Source organism: Bacillus sp. 05T21, assembly GCF_056396785.1.
The window spans coordinates 40,720-58,156 of sequence record NZ_JBFTMD010000012.1 but is presented as its reverse complement, the minus strand read 5'-3'; the positions used below and the strand labels follow the sequence as shown (position 1 = coordinate 58,156).

Here is a 17,437-nt window from a genome sequence, read left to right as displayed (position 1 = left end):
ACAAACCTTATTTCCAGCCCACAAACAATAATAATTAAGCAACTACCTTGTCCCACAACGAAAGCGAACTAACTTTAAACTAGTTACTTCATGTACCCAAACGACTATTACTTTTAAAATAACCGGTAATGTTACCGTAAATCATTACCGGTTATTTGTTAGCCAATCTCATTTAATTTTATATTCATTGTCTTATTGCTTTATTTACTCTAGAAGTTTGTCCACTTATTTTTTGGGTTCTAAACCAATAGAACGTAAGATTTTATCTAACGTCACTGGCCCTACATTTTCTTTCGGCTTCTGATTTTCTTTAGCATCTCGACCCTTTTTCAAGAAATTCTTCTCGATAAAACGAATATCTGTTTCATTTACAACACCATCTTGATTGACATCTCCATCTTTTGCAGCCACTTTTCCTTTTTCATATGAAAGAGCTGCTATTCTAGCATCTTGAATATCCACCATTTTATCGCCGTTTACATCACCTGCAAGGTTGTCATCCATATCGGCTCTAAAGTTTTGTCCCACTAATTCTCCATCTTGCATTTTCCCTATTTTTGTAGTTAATTTACTATTTAAATGACCCGGCATTTCTACGAAAATATCATATTCTTTATCGCTTACAGGAACACTATGAATTTCAAATTGCCCATTATCATTAACCGTTCCTGTATATTTCTTTCCATCCTTGCCAACTGCGTAAACTTTTGCTCCTAGTTTTGTGTAATCATTCTTACCTAAATACCCCTCTTCATTCAAGAAAGCTTCTGGACCAATATATCCTGTAACTGTTGAATGCTTCGAAACAATAGCAAAAGATTTATCTTTAAACACAGGAATCTCAGTACCTTCTGATGCACCAGCTTTTATATAAGAGAACTTATCTGCTCCAAATGCAGTTAAATTATTAAAATATTCATCGCTCGTCATTTCGAATGTAACATCTAAAAATGGTGTATCTCCATCTAATCCTTTAAATTCTTTTCCTTCCAATGATGCGCCAACTTTCACCTTGTTTTCCCAAGTTCCTTCTGTATTTATAGCCGGATCTTCTAATGTCAAGTTTAATCCATGTTGTTTTGCATATTCCGTAAGCGCTGAATTTGGTTTCACATCTGTAAATTTAAATAGCTGCTTATCATAAGGGATTTCAAATGTACCTGCCGTAAGTTGTTTTACATTATTGAGATTTAAAGTTAACTTAATTTTTTCTCCTAATTTTATTTTATCTTTGTCATAACTTGGAACAGCGTATTCTGTCCCTTCTTTTACAAAGACGTAATCTTTATATCCAGTTGCCATATTCCCTGCAGTTGCGAGGTCATATCCAAATAATTTTAAATTTAACGGTTCATTTATTTCTTCTGGAAGTACTCCAAATTTAAAGTCACCATTGGCCTGAATTGTATTCAGCCAACCTGATGGAAAGGCCGAGTTCTGATAATATACAATTTGATTAGCTTTTTGGTCATACTGCAGGCCTTTTGCCTTTAATGCATCCACTGTAGAATCATAAACATTACCATGCACCCATAATGCCCGCTGGCCATCTTCTTCTTTGAACATAGAATCATTTACTTCATGAATACCAGGTTGTACATCCGTAAATTTCATTTCAGGTATGACATTATCAATGATAATGCTATCGCCTTTTGTATAAGATTTCCCTTCTTTATCATATCCAACGAAGTTCAATTCGTAATCTCCATCAGGCAACATAACAGGTTTATCCCCAATTGGATGGGCAGGATCTCCTGTGAACGGAAATACATATCCTCCCATACCAGAAAACATCATATATTCAACATTCGGTGTTAGACTACTTGCATTAAGTGTACCAACGACTCCTAATGCCTTTCCTGTTTTTCGATCTTTCACAACTGCATCAATGGTTTCAAGAGGACTATTTAATTTAAATGTCAGCGGTGAACTTGGGCTTTCCATAAATGGATGGAATTTAGACCCATCTGTTGCCATTGCGTCTCTCAGCAAATCTACAGATTCAATCCCCTTTTCTGTGAACTTCACTGCAAATGGCACTTGATATACTTCTTTTTCATTATTTTCATTTGAAATATGAATATATCCCTCATATCTACCGAATTCAGCGTTTTCTGGAATGATAATTTCAGGGCTAATTTCCCCTGATGTACCAGGAGCCACTTTAATAGAATCTTGTACGTTTAGCTYCACACCATTCTTCGCTGCATCTTGCACACCTACACTTGTAGATGAAAACTCTACTTCTAAATTAAACTCTTTCCCATCTGTTTTACTGCTGTTCTTAATTAAGACTTTTCGACTATCTTTAATAGGCCCATTTTCAAGTTGATTTTTATACCCAAATGCAATAGAACCTGTTTTTTCTTCAATTTCTACTTCTTCATCATCTACAACGTTTGATGTTTTATCGATAACCTCGATAGATGTATCTGCATGAACTGCACGATATGCATCAATTCGTCCTGAGCCCACCTCAAATACAGAACGCTCTTCTTTTAAGTCAACTGCGGTATTCATAAGTGCTTCTTTTACTTCAAATGGACTATAGGTTGGATGTTCTTGCAAAATGAGTGCAGCTACCCCCGCAGTATGAGGAGTTGCCATAGATGTACCTGACATACGTCCATACGCTACCGGATAATTTTCTCCATCCTTTGGATCATTAATATATTCAGGAACAGTTGAGAAAATAGACACACCTGGTGCTACAATATCTGGCTTAATATCATCTGTTTTAGTTGCAGGACCACGGGAGCTGAAATCAGCTAAGTGATCTCCCTCTGTTTTTATATTACTAAGTTCTCCAAACGCTAAAGACACATCTCCTTGTGCAGCTTTTGCTTGTAATTTCTCACCATCTACTTTTGTTAAGCGGAACGATGGAATAGATGACGTACTTTCCCCGAGATAACTTGTAATTTCACCATCTACATTGTTGTATACAATTACCGCCTTTGCGCCTGCTTCCTTAGCATTTTTAATTTTTTCATCAAATGTAATCTCACCGCGTTGGATAAGAGCTAACTTCCCTTTAACATCTTTCCCTGTAAAATCATCTGATTTCCCAAGCCCTGCATATACAACCGATAAGGATTGACCTTTCAAATCTTCAATCTTATCAGTAAAGCTTTTTCCAAGTAGCATCATCTTATCCACATGTAAATCACCTGCATTGGCGGAAAACGTTGGGATAGTCATCGCAGCATCACTTGCTCCAACTGTAATCGGAAGTGCCGCTGCACTAGGTGATCCAAGGGTACCTTCTCCCGGACCACTATTACCTGCTGCTACTACTGTAACAACACCAGCTAACATCGCATTGTTCACTGCGACAGAAGTAGGATATAAAGGATCATTGATAGACGCACCTAGTGATAAATTGATAACATCCATATCGTCTTTCACTGCTTTATCAATCGCAGCAAGAATACCGCTTGTTTGTCCACTTCCATATGGACCTAATACACGATATGAATATAAGTCTACATCTGGAGCAACGCCCTTAACTGCATAATCCACATTATTCTTTTTGTCTGCAGCAATTGTTCCAGCTACATGAGTACCATGGGATGTATAATATGCACTTCCATCATAAATCTCAGGATATCCTCCAGAGTTTTGCCAATCCTTATACGTTGTCTCCATTGGATCAGCATCATTATTAACAAAGTCCCATCCTTTTATTGAGTTCGGATCTATTTTGCTTGGATCTTCACCTTGCTTTGCACGATATCCTTTATATGCATCTTTCAAATCCGGGTGGTTGTAATCAATACCTGTGTCCAGTACACCTACCTTTATTCCTTTACCTGTTATTTTTTCATCATGCAGCTTGTCCACACCAATTTGTGGTACACTATCAGCCATTTTTGGTTCGACAGCCGTTTTAGCTGTTTCTTTCGGTAAATCAATTTTGACCTCACTATCTTCCCATACGCGCTTAACAATACCAGTGCGAACTAAGTCTTCAATCATATTCGCAGGTAACGAAATTGCTACACCATTAAAAGCATTCTTATATTCTCTTGTTATTTTGGCAGATTTAAAATTCGTCCCTTTATCTTTATTCTTTTGAAGCTGTTCAAACTCTGATTTAAATTCTTTATGAGATGCTTCTACCTTTTGTTCCGCAGTTGAAAGAGCTATTTTTTTCCCTTTAGCTGCTTGTTTTAACATCTCGATTTTGCTAGGTGCTTGCTTAAACTCTACAATCACATTCACATTATCAGGACTTGCTGTATTGATGCCTGGTGAAATAACAAAACCTTGTTTTGTATCTAACGTTTTTAAGGCATTACGTTGTTCCTTTGTAAGACCCTTCAATATAGCGTTTGCATCATCAATCCCAGTTAAAGTAGTTGTATTTACCTCTTCTGCCAATACGTTATATGGAATTCCTTGAGACATTAACATACCAACAGTTAGCGTTCCGATAAGTATTTTTCCGAATTTCCCCTTCTTCATAGCGCATCTCCTTATTATTAAAATTATTTTTTCTAAAATAAATCCTCTGAGCTCCTATTTAGCATTGGCAATTCTATCAACCTTGAATCTATTTAAAATAATCGAGAATCTCCAACACTACTACCGCCATCCCCACACTTCTAATCTTCTTTCTATAAAAGCCCCCATAAATTGTTTCCAACTACAATGATTTACAACATGAATTATTAGTAGCGTTAAGCAATAATTCTATTTTTATTATTTCACATTTTGATTTTTCTGAATATTGAACAAAAGGAGTAATTTTTTTCTAATGATTCTATGCCCAAATAGTACAAAAGAACTACCTTGCCCTTTATTCTTTGTAATATAGAATAAAGAAACACGATAGTTCTTTTAAACATCTCTTATTTAATCCAACGGAACCAATTGATTTCGAACAGCATAAATCACCGCTTGCGATCGACTTTTTACATTTAGTTTTTTAAAAATTTTATTGATGTGAATTTTAACTGTTTTATCACTAATATATAGAGCTTCAGCAATTTCTTTATTACTAAGTCCTTTTACTAATTCAAAAAGAATTTCCTTTTCACGTTCCGTCAGTTCATTTTCATTTGATTCTAATTTCATTTTTTGTTGATGATATGTAATTAATTTTTTCGTCATACGCGGATGAATAACTGAATCGCCTTGATATAACATTCGAATTGCTGCCACTACCTGCTCCGATGATGAATCCTTCAATAAATAACCATCAGCACCAGACTGAAGCGCATCCATTAAATACTCATCATGCTCATACATTGTAAAAACAAGTACTCGGCAATTAGGATATTTTTTTTTCACTAATCCCGTAGCTTCAATTCCATTTTTCCCTGGAAGATTAATATCCATCAAAATACAGTCTGGTCTACATTCCTCTACTTTTCCCAATACCTCGTCCCCAGAGCTCGCCTCTCCAACCACTTTCATATCAGATTCAACCTCTAGTATGCTCCGAATTGCGTCTCGTAAAAAAGCATGATCATCCACTACTAATATTTTAATCATTTTACGCACCCCTTGTTTGTGAATCTGGAATTAACAGTGTAATTTCTGTCCCTTTACCTAAAGAACTATCAATCTGTAAAGTAGCCCCTAGTTGTTCAGCTTGTTCATTCATATGTAATATACCATAATGTGGCTCATGCTTCGTTTTAACCATAGACTCAAATAGTGAAAAGCCAACTCCATTATCCTTAACCTTTAAAAGCACGTGCTCACTTTGATAACTTAGCAAAACATCAATTTCTTCTGCTTGTGCATGTTTAACAATGTTTTGTAAACTCTCTTGTAATGTATCAAAAATAACTCTTTCTTTTGAAAAGCTGAGTGCACGTGAATGACCTCTTTCATGATATGTAATGTCTAGTTCATATTCTTGTTTTAAAGATTTTATTTTACTTGCTATCGCCTGTTTAAGCCCTAATTGTTGTGTGGGATACGGCTTTAAAGCGTAAATAGAATAGCGAACTTCTCCTAAGCTTTCCCTTAAATCCTTTATACTTTTCTCGACTACTTGCTGCATATCAATAGGTTTATCATGGTATTTTTTCTGAGCGGACTCTAGTTGAAATATCACCCCAGCCAAAGCTTGTGCAATACCATCATGAATCTCGCGTGCAATTCGATTTCTTTCTTCTAAAATCATCCTTTTTTCTTGTTCAGAAATAAGTATTCTTGTTTTAACTATGTTAGCCAATTGGTTGGAAAATGTCGCTAACAACTGCACATCTTCCGGGAAAAAACCAGCACCTCTACTTTTACCTGCAACAAACATCCCGATCAACTCATTATTTACAATAAGAGGGAAATAAACTAAAGAACGTATAACATCCTCAAACACCCCATCTCCTGGTGCTGTACCAACCTTCCAATTATTAAAAACCGTATTTTCAGTTATTTCACAGAATTCTCCTTTTTCGTCGGAATAATCAGTTATATCATTTTTCAATTTTCCATCCCTCAACTGTATATTCCATTCTCCCTCGTCTTTTGTCCATAATACATATGCTTGTATCCCTAGAAATCCTTTAAGTGATTTTTTTATGTGCTGAAGATTCCCTCCAGATAATCCACGGCTTATTTCTGTCGTAATAAGAAAAAATTCGTACAATCTTTCTTTTTCCATCCGTATTCGTGCAGAAAATGAACTAATGATAGAGATTGCCACAAGTGGGAAGAAAAAGAACAAAACAATAATTCCTTTTAGCTCTAAAGAATATTGGCTATCTAATATGTGTATAAGAACGGCATAGAATAGACAAAAACTTTCACAAAAAAAGACTGATATATTTTTTTGATTCCATCGATGTATCGAATATGTCTGAGGAAGAAGTACCATTAGTAAATCATAAAAGAGATTGTTGAAAAAACAGAAAAATATACTAAACAATAGTAAAAATAATAAGTTCTCATATAAAACTTCCATATTTATTACACTGGCAAGCCACACCATACATTTGCTAGAAAACCATTCTGCTAACACAAGGCTAAGAGCATGCTGTGTACTATTAAAAAGCATCCTTTCCACTGGAGAACGCCGAAGCAAATGAATAATTAAAGTAACAAATACAAGAGCGAGCGCGGTTATATGTGTCCCAAACAACAAAAGCATAGAATAAATAATCGGAAAGCTAAGTGAACTTACTCCCCTCCAAAATCGTACAGGAAAATACTCTGTGATCCCCATAAACAGTACTAACAATACTAGTATTGTTAGATGAGAAGGGATTTTAATTTCAAGTAAAGAGATAGTTATAGTAATTAAACCAAAAAAAGAAATGAAATAAAGATAAAAGCTAGCAACTTTTTCTCTCATAGAAATAGAATCTACATCTTTCAAAACGATCCCTTCCTTCTTATATATTTTCTCTATTATCCAACAAAAAACCGGCACTGGCAAAATGGAAAAACCTCCACTAGCCAATCACCGGCTGTGTACTACACCTAAAAAGGCAAGACACAATATTAGTATAAATCGATTCTCATAAATTTCCTATTCATCAAACGATGTAATTATGCATACCACTAGGCTTATCCTCTATAGTACAAAAGATATATATTAATATCGCTAATCTAATATACGCTTTCTTTCCATCCCCACATATACCTCAGAGTCATCTATACCATCCCCTATATCCTATTTTCTTTAGTATAAAAGATGACGTAACGTAACTTTCAAGCTACTTTTTTCAAATAATCCAAGCATAATTTTCTCACAAACAACAAAAATTAACAGAAACAATTTCAAGGTAAAGGAGATGGAAATTATGGCCGAACAGAAAAGTTCACAACAAGATAATAAAAAAAAGCATATGTTTCCATCACTTCCGGAAAATATTAATTACATTGAAAATAAGCTCTGTCATTCAGATGATATAAAAAAATTAGATGTCCCTTTCCAAAATGGAAAAGGAACAATCTTATATATTGAATCTTTAGCAGACCAAAATTTAATTCATCAATTGGCTCTTGAGCCATTATTAACGCGGTCGGATTTGCCTTTAGATAAAGCTTTTTCCACATTAAATATGAAAAAAGAAACAAATTTAAATTATGGTGTGCAACTTTTATTACAAGGAAAATCATTATATTTTCATGAACAAGTCGACAGTTTTTGTATTTTCGAAACAGCTTTATCTTTAAAAAGGGATATAAAAGAGCCTGACAATGAAGGTGTTGTACGCGGACCACATTCTGGTTTTGTAGAAGATTTAGCTACTAATTTAGCTTCCGTACGGAAACTAATTAAGAGTCCAAATTTAGTCGTTAAATATTTTATCCTTGGTGAAGAGATGCACACGAAAGTAGCAATTGTTTATATGCAAAACATAGCAAATGACGATTTAGTTGTAGAAGTAAAAAGAAGGTTAGAAATGATTAAGACAGATGCACTTATGCCTCCAGGATATATACAAGAATTTATAGAAGACACATCTTTCTCACCATTTCCGCAGCAATTAAATACAGAGCGTCCAGATAGAGTCGCAGCAAATTTAATGGAAGGACGAGTTGCTGTTTTATCTGACGGAGATCCAACAGCGCTCATCGTACCTGTTACGTTATTCGCTTTCTATCAATCACCAGATGATTATAATAACCGCTGGATTGTCGGTTCTTTCGTCCGAATGATTCGTTTAGTAAGCTTTTTAATTGCCTTTCTCTTACCAGCTTTATATATTGCAACTGTCGCTTTTCATCCTGATGTGCTGCCGCTCGAACTTGTGTATACAATTAAAGCTTCATTAGAGAAAGTGCCACTTCCCCCTATTTTTGAAGCTCTCTTAATGGAGTTGATTTTCGAATTATTACGGGAAGCTGGTATTCGTCTGCCGAGCCGCGTTGGACAAACAATCGGTATTGTAGGTGGTTTAGTAATTGGTGATGCAATCGTAAAAGCCGGCCTCGTTTCTTACACAATGATTATCGTTGTAGCTTTAACTGCAATCTCATCTTTTCTCGTTCCATCAAACGATATGAGTTCAGCAGTTCGAATTCTTCGTTTTCCATTAATGATTCTTGCTGCTATATTCGGGTACGTAGGAATATCATTTGGTCTAATTATAACTTTCGTTCATTTATGCCAGCTACATTCATTTCATACACCATATCTTTCTCCTATTGCACCGATGCGAATAAAAGATATGAAAGATTCTTTTGTAAGACTTCCAATTTGGTCGTTTTGGGAACGCCCTCATGATCCAAAGCCGAAAAAAATGCAACGACAACATGTAACGAGAGAGGATGAGAACGGTGACAAACACGCAAAGTAAAATTTCACTTGTTCAATTTACCTTTTTCGTTATTCAATGCCAAATTGGAGTTGGTATACTTTCTTTACCAAACCGCCTTCACCCCATTGCGAAAGGCGGTGGGTGGATTTCTGCTCTCATCGCTGGTCTTGCAATTCAACTTATTATTATACTTATGTGGCTTTTCTTAAAACGCTTTCCTGATGCAGATATGTATGAAAGTGTTTGTATGCTATTTGGTAATAAAATCGGAAAGTTATTAGGTTTTTTTTATGTTTTTTATTTTACTCTTATCGGTATGACCGTCATGTTAAACGCTTGTAACGTCATTAAAGTATGGGTCTTACAAGCCACCCCTTGGTCTGCAATTCTCATACTATTTACAATAGCTTGTTGCTACGTAGCCTATAATACATTTAAAGTGATTGTACGATTTTATGTCATGGCTTCTATTCTTATTATCCCAATGGCACTTTTAATTGCACTTGGGCTCACACGAGCTGATTTTTCTTATATTTTTCCACTTACAGAAGCCGGATGGTGGAATATAATTCAAGCATCCAAGGAAACAATTACAGCCATGTATGGTTTTGAAATTATTCTTATCGCTTTTCCAAAAGTAAATGGCAGTTCTGTGGCAAAACTGAAGGCCATTTCTATCGCTAATGGATTTGTAACGCTTTTTTATACTTTTACTGTTTGGATTTGCTTTATCGTATTCAGTCCAAAACAAGTTGAACTTATTCCAGAGCCAGTTGCTTACTTATTACGCTCCTTGCATATCGGGATTATAGACCGAACTGATTTACTATTCATACCAATATGGATGATAACAGTTGTCGCTTCTATTGCTAGTTATTACTGTGCTGCCTCAATAGGAATTGGACATATATTCAACCTTGCTAATCATAAAAAGGCCGTTCCAATCGTTGGTATTATTGCTTTTAGTGTAGCCTTATTTATAGATACACCTGAAGAATTAAAAGTAATTTCAACTTTCACTGATAAGTTCACCTATATTTTCATAGTTGTTCTCCCTCTTTTATTTCTACTTTATTCAGTAATAAGAAATAAGAAAGGAGAACAGTATGTTCAAAAAAAGAGTTAAATTACTTTTTATATTATGTGCTAGTTCATTCCTTTCTGGCTGTTGGGATCAAGAACCATTAAGAGAAGCCAGATTAGCCTATAGCATTGGATCTGATATTACGGAAGAGAATAAACTCCAGCAAACAGTCGAGCTCGTAAAAAGTTCCAGCGGAGAGCAATCTTCATTCGAGAATGAAATACATTCATCAACCGGGCATAACATAAGGGATACAAGCGATGCCCTAAAAAAAAATGTGACTGGGAATATTCGCTATTTCAAATATGGTGTTCAATTACTAGGAACCAAAATTCTAAAAAAAGGTATACTGCCCTATTTAGATGTTAGCTTTCGGGATCCAACAAACCCAACTGCTTTAGTAAAACTTATTGCAGTAGATGGTGAAACATCCGAGATACTCGAAAAAAAGAAAGTAGGAAATTTACTAATTGGAGATTTTCTAAAGAAAAAAGTGAAAAGCTTAGAAGATATGAGTGTATTTCCAAAAGAAACTTTAGAAACAGCCGCTACAAAAATGTTAGATCCCGGTAAAGACTTTACCCTCCCTTCTATAAAAATAAAAGGAAAAGAAGTAATTACGAACGGGTTAGCTTTATTTAACAACGATAAATTAACTGGGCATTTACCTTTGAGACAATCTGTTCTATTCGTGTTATTAACCGGAAAAATGGGAACAAGTGCCCGTATAACCCAAAAACTTACTAGCGATGAATCAGAGAAGACATCTGATTATTTAACAATGGAAGTGAGCAATCGGAAACTAAAAAGAGACTTGAATATAACGACTGACAAAAAAGGAAATGTTTACGCTCATCTAAAACTAAAGCTACAAGTAATCGCTCTTGAAGCACCGAGAGATAATCTTTATAAAATGGGAGAAAGAAAAAAACTAAACAAAGAATTATCTAAGCAGCTCACAAAAGAAGCAAAACGCATAACGAAAAAACTACAAAAAGCAAATTGTGATGCTTTCGGTATCGGGAGACATCTTATCGCTTATCATCCTGATTTATGGAAGAAAAAAAATTGGAATAAAGATTATGCAAAAGTAAAATTCAAACCAGAAGTAGACGTGAACATTTTATATAGTGGTGTCTTAAAATAAAAGGTTGTATGCCCCGCGGGCATACAACTTTTTTATTTTGTATATCGATATACTATTGATTCATAAGGTCTTAAGTTAAGATTTGTAATATCTCTGCTTGGATCTTTATAATTTGATACTACTACTTCTTGTTTCATACAATCCAATTGAACATGAACTGGTACAGAATACGTTATTTCCTCTCCGTAGAAGTTATTTATAACAAGTAATACTTCATTATTTACAGTACGTGTATACGCCCAAATGTTAGGATGATTTTCATCTAAAACATCATATTTTCCGTCTGTAATTATATCGTATTTTTTTCTAAGTTCAATTAACTTTTTATAATGATAAAATACAGATTCTTTATCTTCTAATGTCTTCTCTACGTTTATTTCTTTAAAGTTTTCAGCCACTGAAATCCAAGGTGTACTTGTTGTAAAACCACTATTCACCTCTCCATTCCACTGCATCGGAGTACGTGAATTATCACGAGATTTTTGTTTTAAAATCCCTATAATCTCTTCTTTTGATAATCCTTCTTCTAGCTTTATATCATATATATTTAACGATTCCACATCACGATATTGCTCGATGGACTCGAATTTAGGATTCGTCATACCGATTTCTTCACCTTGGTAAATGTAAGGCGTTCCTTGCAACATATGCATAGCTGTCGCTAACATTTTCGCAGATTCATTTCGGTACTTCTCATCATCACCAAACCGTGAAACGATACGAGGCTGGTCATGATTACACCAAAATAACGCATTCCATCCTCCGCCCTTTTGCATTTCAATTTGCCAATTAGACATAATTTCTTTTAATTTAATGAAATCAAAATCAGCCTTTGTCCACTTATCACCATTCGGATAATCTACTTTTAAATGATGAAAACTAAACGTCATGCTTAGTTCATTGCGCTCAGGATTCGAATATTTAATACAATTATCAATTGTTGTAGATGACATTTCTCCAACTGTAATTACATCTTTCCCTTCAAAAACATTTTTGCTCATCTCTTGTAAATATTCATGGACGCGTGGACCATCTGTGTAATATTTACGCCCATCACTTGTAGCCGTGGTGCCTTCATCACTTAAAAATCTTTGATCTTTTGAAATTAAGTTAATAACATCAAGGCGGAATCCTTTTACACCTTTCTCCAACCAAAAGCGCATCATATCGTACACTTCTTCACGAAGCTTTTCATTTTCCCAGTTTAAATCAGCTTGCGTCTCATCAAATAGATGTAAAAAATATTGCCCTGTTTTCTCATCATATTTCCAAGCAGATCCTCCAAATTTAGACTGCCAATTATTCCTTTCATCACGCCAAATATAATAATTTCGATACGGACTATTCTTATCTTCTTTTGCTTCTTTAAACCACTTATGCTCCGTTGAACTATGATTTACAACGATATCAAGCATGATTTCAATGTCACGTACTTTCGCTTCTTTTAAAAGCTCTTCAAACTCTTCCATCGTCCCGTAAGATGGATCAATGCTGTAATAATCACTTACATCGTATCCATTGTCATTTTGTGGTGATCGGTATATCGGTGTTAACCAAATATAATCCACTCCAAGTTCCTTTAAATAATCTAATTTCTCTGTAACTCCCTTTATATCACCGGTTTCTTTATTATAGTAACTATTAAAGCTCTTCGGATAAATTTGATAGACTACACTTTTATGCCAATCTTTCATGCTTAATTTCCTCCTACTTCTGTTTTACTCGTTTCGCAAATAACCATGTTAATGTAAATGGAATTACTACTGCGATTATCATCCCTACAATAAACATTGGAATCGATTTCGGAATGATAGAAATAAATGCTGGCAATCCGCCAATTCCGATTGCTGGTGCCAATACACCATTTAATGTAATAAATATCGCTGCTATAGCAGACCCAATAATCGCTGCATAGAACGGGAATTTATTTCTTAAATTCACACCGAACATCGCTGGCTCTGTAATACCGAAGTACGCTGAGATTGCTGATGTTGATGCCATACTTTTATCATTTTGATTTTTAGAAATCCAGAACATCGCTAGTGCCGCACTACCTTGTGCAATGTTAGAAAGAGCAATCATCGGCCAAATAAATGTACCGCCGTGCTGTGCAATTAGCTGTAAATCAATTGCAATAAACATATGATGCATTCCTGTAATTACGAGCGGTGCATATAATGCTCCAAATAATACTGCTCCAAGTACTGGTACCGTTTCATATACGCCAACTAATCCAGCCGTTAATAAATCGCCAATATGACGTGTAACTGGACCGATAATTCCTAACGCTAACACACCCGTTACAACGATTGTTGTAATTGGTACAACTAATAATTGAATTGCGTTTGGCACATGTTTCTTTAAGAAGATTTCAACTTTACTTAATACGAATGCTGCTACTAAAATGGGTAAAATTTGACCTTGATACCCTACCTTTTCAATTTGGAATAGCCCTAAAATATCGAAGTACTCAATCTTTTGTCCCTCTAAACCAGTCGCTGCTTTTCCATAATCCCACGCGTTTAATAAGGCCGGATGCACAAGCATTAATCCCATAACAATCCCTAGTATTGGACTACCACCAAAGCGCTTCGTTGCTGACCAACCAACAAGTGCCGGTAAGAATACGAATGCTGTATTGGCCATCATATTAATTAAATCCCAAAGCCCACCTAAGTTCGGATATACTTCTAATAAATTTTTCCCATCAAAAAATAAGTCCTTTGCCCCTAACAGGTTATTAATCCCCATTAGTAAACCTGCCGTAATAATTGCTGGCAAAATCGGCATAAATACATCTGAAAATACTTTTACAAACTTTTGAACTGGATTTAATTTTTTATCCCCTGAACCTTTTACGTCAGCTACTGTCGATTCTTCCATACCTGCAAGCGTTATCAATTCAGCGTATACTCGATCGACATCACCTGGACCAATTACAATTTGAAATACCCCAGCGTTATGAAACGCTCCCTTTACTAATGAAACAGACTGTAATTTATCATTATCTATTTTATTTTCATCTTTTAAAGCGATACGTAGCCTCGTTACACAGTGCGCAGCTTGTTCAATATTGTCTTTCCCACCAATATACTGCAACACTTCTTTTGCTGTTTTACGATAGTCTTTCCCCATATTCCCGTCCCTCTTTTCTTTTTTTGATACCGTTTACACTTACATATTAACTCGTATATATAAGTTAGTCAACACTCGTATATATAAGTTGGTGATTTTTTTATAAAGTGAAACTTTAATCAGTGGGGGTTTTGTTCATCCCCCACTGATTATTAGCCTTCACCAATCGGGCGTTTACAGGCAGTTGATCTCCCACCTAACTTCTTTGCTCCAGCTGAATTTTGAGGTGGGAGTTTTACTGCCCACAAATAGCGGGATAAATAAAGAGATGGAACGATTATTTCGCTCCATCTCTTTATTTTCTTCGCGCCACATCCGAAAAGTGAAAAATATCTAAACGGTGACGTGATTCCGTATATTCGAACTGACTCCCATCGTATAAATGAGTAAAGTTTTTTACAACGACAACATAGTCTGTTCCATTTAAATCTAAATACTTTCGGTCATCATCTGTACATGGTTGGACTTCAATTACTCGCTGTGAATAGCTAATATGTAGCCCTAATTCTTTCTCAATGTATTTATAAATCGATGTAGTTGCAATTTCTCTCGTTAATCCTGGAATATATTCCGATACAAAATGGTTTATATCTAAAATTACTTTTTCTCCATCAATATTTCGTACACGTTTAATATGATCTATTTCCGTTTTTTCTTTCACGTTTAATAGCTTTGCTATATCTTGTGTCGCTTTCATTTTCTCTATTTCCACGACTTCTGTAATACAATGACGTCCTAAACGTTCATTTTCTTCTTGAAAACTTACAATACCACCAAAGTTAAATTCAATGTTTTTGCGCTTTAATACAAAAACACCTTTTCCGTGTATTTTTTGAACATATCCACGCTCTTGCAATAAATCTACAGCTTTTCTTACAGTACCCCTACTTGCCTCATACTGCTTCATTAATTCCGTTTCTGATGGAATTTTACATCCTTCTTTTAATTGTTTATTATCAATAGACTTGCTGATTTCTGTATAAATTTGTTCATACTTACTCATCATCTACAATAGCCCCTTGTCACCTTCTAGTTCTATATGTATTATACCACGCTATACTCTTCTGCCAATCTCTCACTTATTTTCCAGTACAAGAAAACTATAGGTAAATATTTAGTCTCTAAAACGTATTTTTATAAATTTTTCTTTTCATTCAAAAAAACATGTAGTATACTAACTTCAAAATCAGAGGAGAAAGGGAGCAAAGAACTATGCTTACTTATACAACTGTAGTTACATTTGCACAAAAACATCATCATCATACTTAACCCTTGAAACCTAGCGGAAAAATTACGCGTAGGTACAAGGGTTATTCCCGTTGTACCTACGCTTTGGCAAAGAGCCATGTAGGTATTTTTTATCTACATGGCTCTTTTTTTATTGCCAAAAATGCTAGTAAAAAATGATGTTTAAGCAAAACTTACTACAAAGGAGTTAACAAAAATGGAAACGAAAAAATGGGGATTATGGATTTTAACAGCTTTTGTTATCGGGAATATGGTTGGCGGTGGCGTATTTATGCTCCCAGCAAATTTAGCACACGTATCAGGTCCAATGGGATCTACACTGGCATGGAGTATTACAGGACTTGGTGTATTTATGATTGCACTCGTATTTGGAAATTTAGCAATTCGTAAACCAGAATTAAAAGCAGGACCACAAAGTTACGCCCAAGCAATGTTTACTTCTCAAAAGACAGGTAAAGTTGCAGGATATAGTATGGCTTGGGGATACTGGGCTGCTAATTGGGCTGCTACAGCATCTGTAATTATTTCCTTTGCAGGCTATTTATCAACATTCTTCCCAGTTTTACAAAGTAAGCAAATTCTCTTTTCAACAAACGGATTTTCATTAGAACTTGGAAAAGCTTTAACCTTCATAGTATGTAGTATGATGCTATGGGGAATTCAATATATTCTTTCTCAAAATATTGATAGAGCAGGAAATATGAACCTTCTTGCAACAATCGCAAAAATCATCGGATTTACAATGTTTATTGTAATCACATTATTCATTTTCAATGCCTCTAATTTCGGGGACGGTCAAACATTTATGAATGAAGCTGGACAACCTATTTCGTTGGGTGGACAAATAAATTCCGCTGCTATTGCAACACTTTGGGCGTTTATCGGTATTGAGTCAGCAGTTATGCTCTCTAACCGTGCAAAATCTCAACACGATGTTAAGAAAGCTACGATTTTCGGATTAATCATCGCTCTTCTTATTTACATGGCAATTACTCTACTAACAATGGGCGCTCTTCCACAAGACGCTTTAAAAGAGTCTCAAAAACCATTAGTAGATGCATTAAATTTAGCAATTGGTACTAAAGGCGCTTATATAATGGCCTTACTTGCACTCGTATCTTTATTCGGCTCTACTGTAGGATGGATCGTTGTTAGCTCAGAAGTACCTTACCAGGCTGCTAAAAATGGACTTTTCCCTAAGTTTTTCAGTAAAACAAATAAAAAAGGTAGTCCTTCAAAATCATTATTTATTACAAATGTGATGACGCAAATTTTCTTATTCTCAACGATTTCTGGTACTGTTTCAGAAGCATATAATTTCGCTATTGTTGTAGCGACATTAGCATATTTAATCCCGTACCTTGTTTCTACCTTGTATCAGTTAAAATTAGTTATTACGGGGGAAACGTATGATGTAATGCCGGGATCTCGAATAAAAGATGGAATCATTACTGCACTAGCATTTTTATATTCCATATGGGTTATTAAAACGGGAACTGCTGATTTAAAAACATTCTTCTTAGGCATTGGTTTGTTTGTATTAGGTCTTATTCTTTATCCAGTTTTAATGAAAGATTCACAAAAAAAACAATAAAAAAG

10 protein-coding genes are annotated in these 17,437 nt (G+C 35.2%); 4 read left to right on the top strand and 6 right to left on the bottom strand.

Annotation, left to right across the window (positions count from 1 at the left end; translation table 11 throughout):
- Window positions 1-225 precede the first annotated feature (225 nt).
- From AC1DKZ_RS19840 to AC1DKZ_RS19830, 3 genes are all read right to left on the bottom strand, one after another.
- Window positions 226-4,467 carry a S8 family serine peptidase gene (locus AC1DKZ_RS19840; RefSeq protein WP_476996905.1) on the bottom strand — a complete coding sequence of 1,414 codons (4,242 nt, stop codon included), beginning with the start codon at window positions 4,465-4,467 and terminating at the stop codon, window positions 226-228.
- 390 nt (window positions 4,468-4,857) lie between these two features.
- Window positions 4,858-5,499, bottom strand: a complete 642-nt coding sequence (locus AC1DKZ_RS19835; RefSeq protein ID WP_000590684.1) for a response regulator — start codon at window positions 5,497-5,499, stop codon at window positions 4,858-4,860.
- A 1-nt stretch (window position 5,500) separates the two neighbouring features.
- Window positions 5,501-7,333, bottom strand: coding sequence for a GAF domain-containing sensor histidine kinase (locus AC1DKZ_RS19830; RefSeq protein ID WP_002090973.1), 1,833 nt, complete (start codon window positions 7,331-7,333; stop codon window positions 5,501-5,503).
- A 427-nt stretch (window positions 7,334-7,760) separates the two neighbouring features.
- On the opposite strand from AC1DKZ_RS19830, the gene gerKA reads away from it, so the two are divergent.
- The 3 genes from gerKA to gerKC are packed head-to-tail and all read left to right on the top strand — an operon-like array spanning window position 7,761 to window position 11,455.
- A complete protein-coding gene (gene gerKA / locus AC1DKZ_RS19825) occupies window positions 7,761-9,263 on the top strand; it encodes a spore germination protein GerKA (protein WP_476996904.1) in 1,503 nt (500 codons plus the stop codon).
- On the top strand, window positions 9,244-10,350 hold the full coding sequence (locus tag AC1DKZ_RS19820; RefSeq protein ID WP_016101831.1) for a GerAB/ArcD/ProY family transporter: 1,107 nt from the start codon (window positions 9,244-9,246) through the stop codon (window positions 10,348-10,350). Before gerKA ends, AC1DKZ_RS19820 begins: the two co-directional genes overlap by 20 nt.
- Window positions 10,331-11,455 (top strand): spore germination protein GerKC, encoded by a 1,125-nt coding sequence (gene gerKC, locus AC1DKZ_RS19815; RefSeq protein WP_476996903.1) that lies wholly within the window; start codon window positions 10,331-10,333, stop codon window positions 11,453-11,455. Before AC1DKZ_RS19820 ends, gerKC begins: the two co-directional genes overlap by 20 nt.
- Before the next feature lie 32 nt (window positions 11,456-11,487).
- On the opposite strand, the gene treC is transcribed toward gerKC, so the two are convergent.
- From treC to treR, 3 genes are all read right to left on the bottom strand, one after another.
- The gene (gene treC, locus AC1DKZ_RS19810; RefSeq protein WP_476996902.1) at window positions 11,488-13,149 is read right to left on the bottom strand and encodes an alpha,alpha-phosphotrehalase; all 1,662 of its coding nucleotides are present in this window, start codon (window positions 13,147-13,149) and stop codon (window positions 11,488-11,490) included.
- Window positions 13,150-13,162: 13 nt separating this feature from the next.
- The gene (gene treP / locus AC1DKZ_RS19805; RefSeq protein ID WP_002010521.1) at window positions 13,163-14,590 is read right to left on the bottom strand and encodes a PTS system trehalose-specific EIIBC component; all 1,428 of its coding nucleotides are present in this window, start codon (window positions 14,588-14,590) and stop codon (window positions 13,163-13,165) included.
- A 295-nt stretch (window positions 14,591-14,885) separates the two neighbouring features.
- Window positions 14,886-15,596, bottom strand: coding sequence for a trehalose operon repressor (gene treR, locus AC1DKZ_RS19800; RefSeq protein ID WP_219300220.1), 711 nt, complete (start codon window positions 15,594-15,596; stop codon window positions 14,886-14,888).
- Window positions 15,597-16,034: 438 nt separating this feature from the next.
- Here treR and AC1DKZ_RS19795 point away from each other — a divergent pair, with 438 nt between their 5' ends.
- A complete protein-coding gene (locus AC1DKZ_RS19795) occupies window positions 16,035-17,432 on the top strand; it encodes an amino acid permease (RefSeq protein ID WP_002090984.1) in 1,398 nt (465 codons plus the stop codon).
- Window positions 17,433-17,437 lie beyond the last annotated feature (5 nt).

What these genes read in the sequence shown, in the direction of transcription:
- treC (WP_476996902.1), bottom strand. Translation starts at nt 13,149, where the DNA reads ATGAAAGATTGGCATAAAAGTGTAGTCTATCAAATTTATCCGAAGAGC.
- AC1DKZ_RS19795 (WP_002090984.1), top strand. Translation starts at nt 16,035, where the DNA reads ATGGAAACGAAAAAATGGGGATTATGGATTTTAACAGCTTTTGTTATC.
- treR (WP_219300220.1), bottom strand. Translation starts at nt 15,596, where the DNA reads ATGATGAGTAAGTATGAACAAATTTATACAGAAATCAGCAAGTCTATT.
- gerKA (WP_476996904.1), top strand. Translation starts at nt 7,761, where the DNA reads ATGGCCGAACAGAAAAGTTCACAACAAGATAATAAAAAAAAGCATATG.
- gerKC (WP_476996903.1), top strand. Translation starts at nt 10,331, where the DNA reads ATGTTCAAAAAAAGAGTTAAATTACTTTTTATATTATGTGCTAGTTCA.
- AC1DKZ_RS19835 (WP_000590684.1), bottom strand. Translation starts at nt 5,499, where the DNA reads ATGATTAAAATATTAGTAGTGGATGATCATGCTTTTTTACGAGACGCA.
- treP (WP_002010521.1), bottom strand. Translation starts at nt 14,590, where the DNA reads ATGGGGAAAGACTATCGTAAAACAGCAAAAGAAGTGTTGCAGTATATT.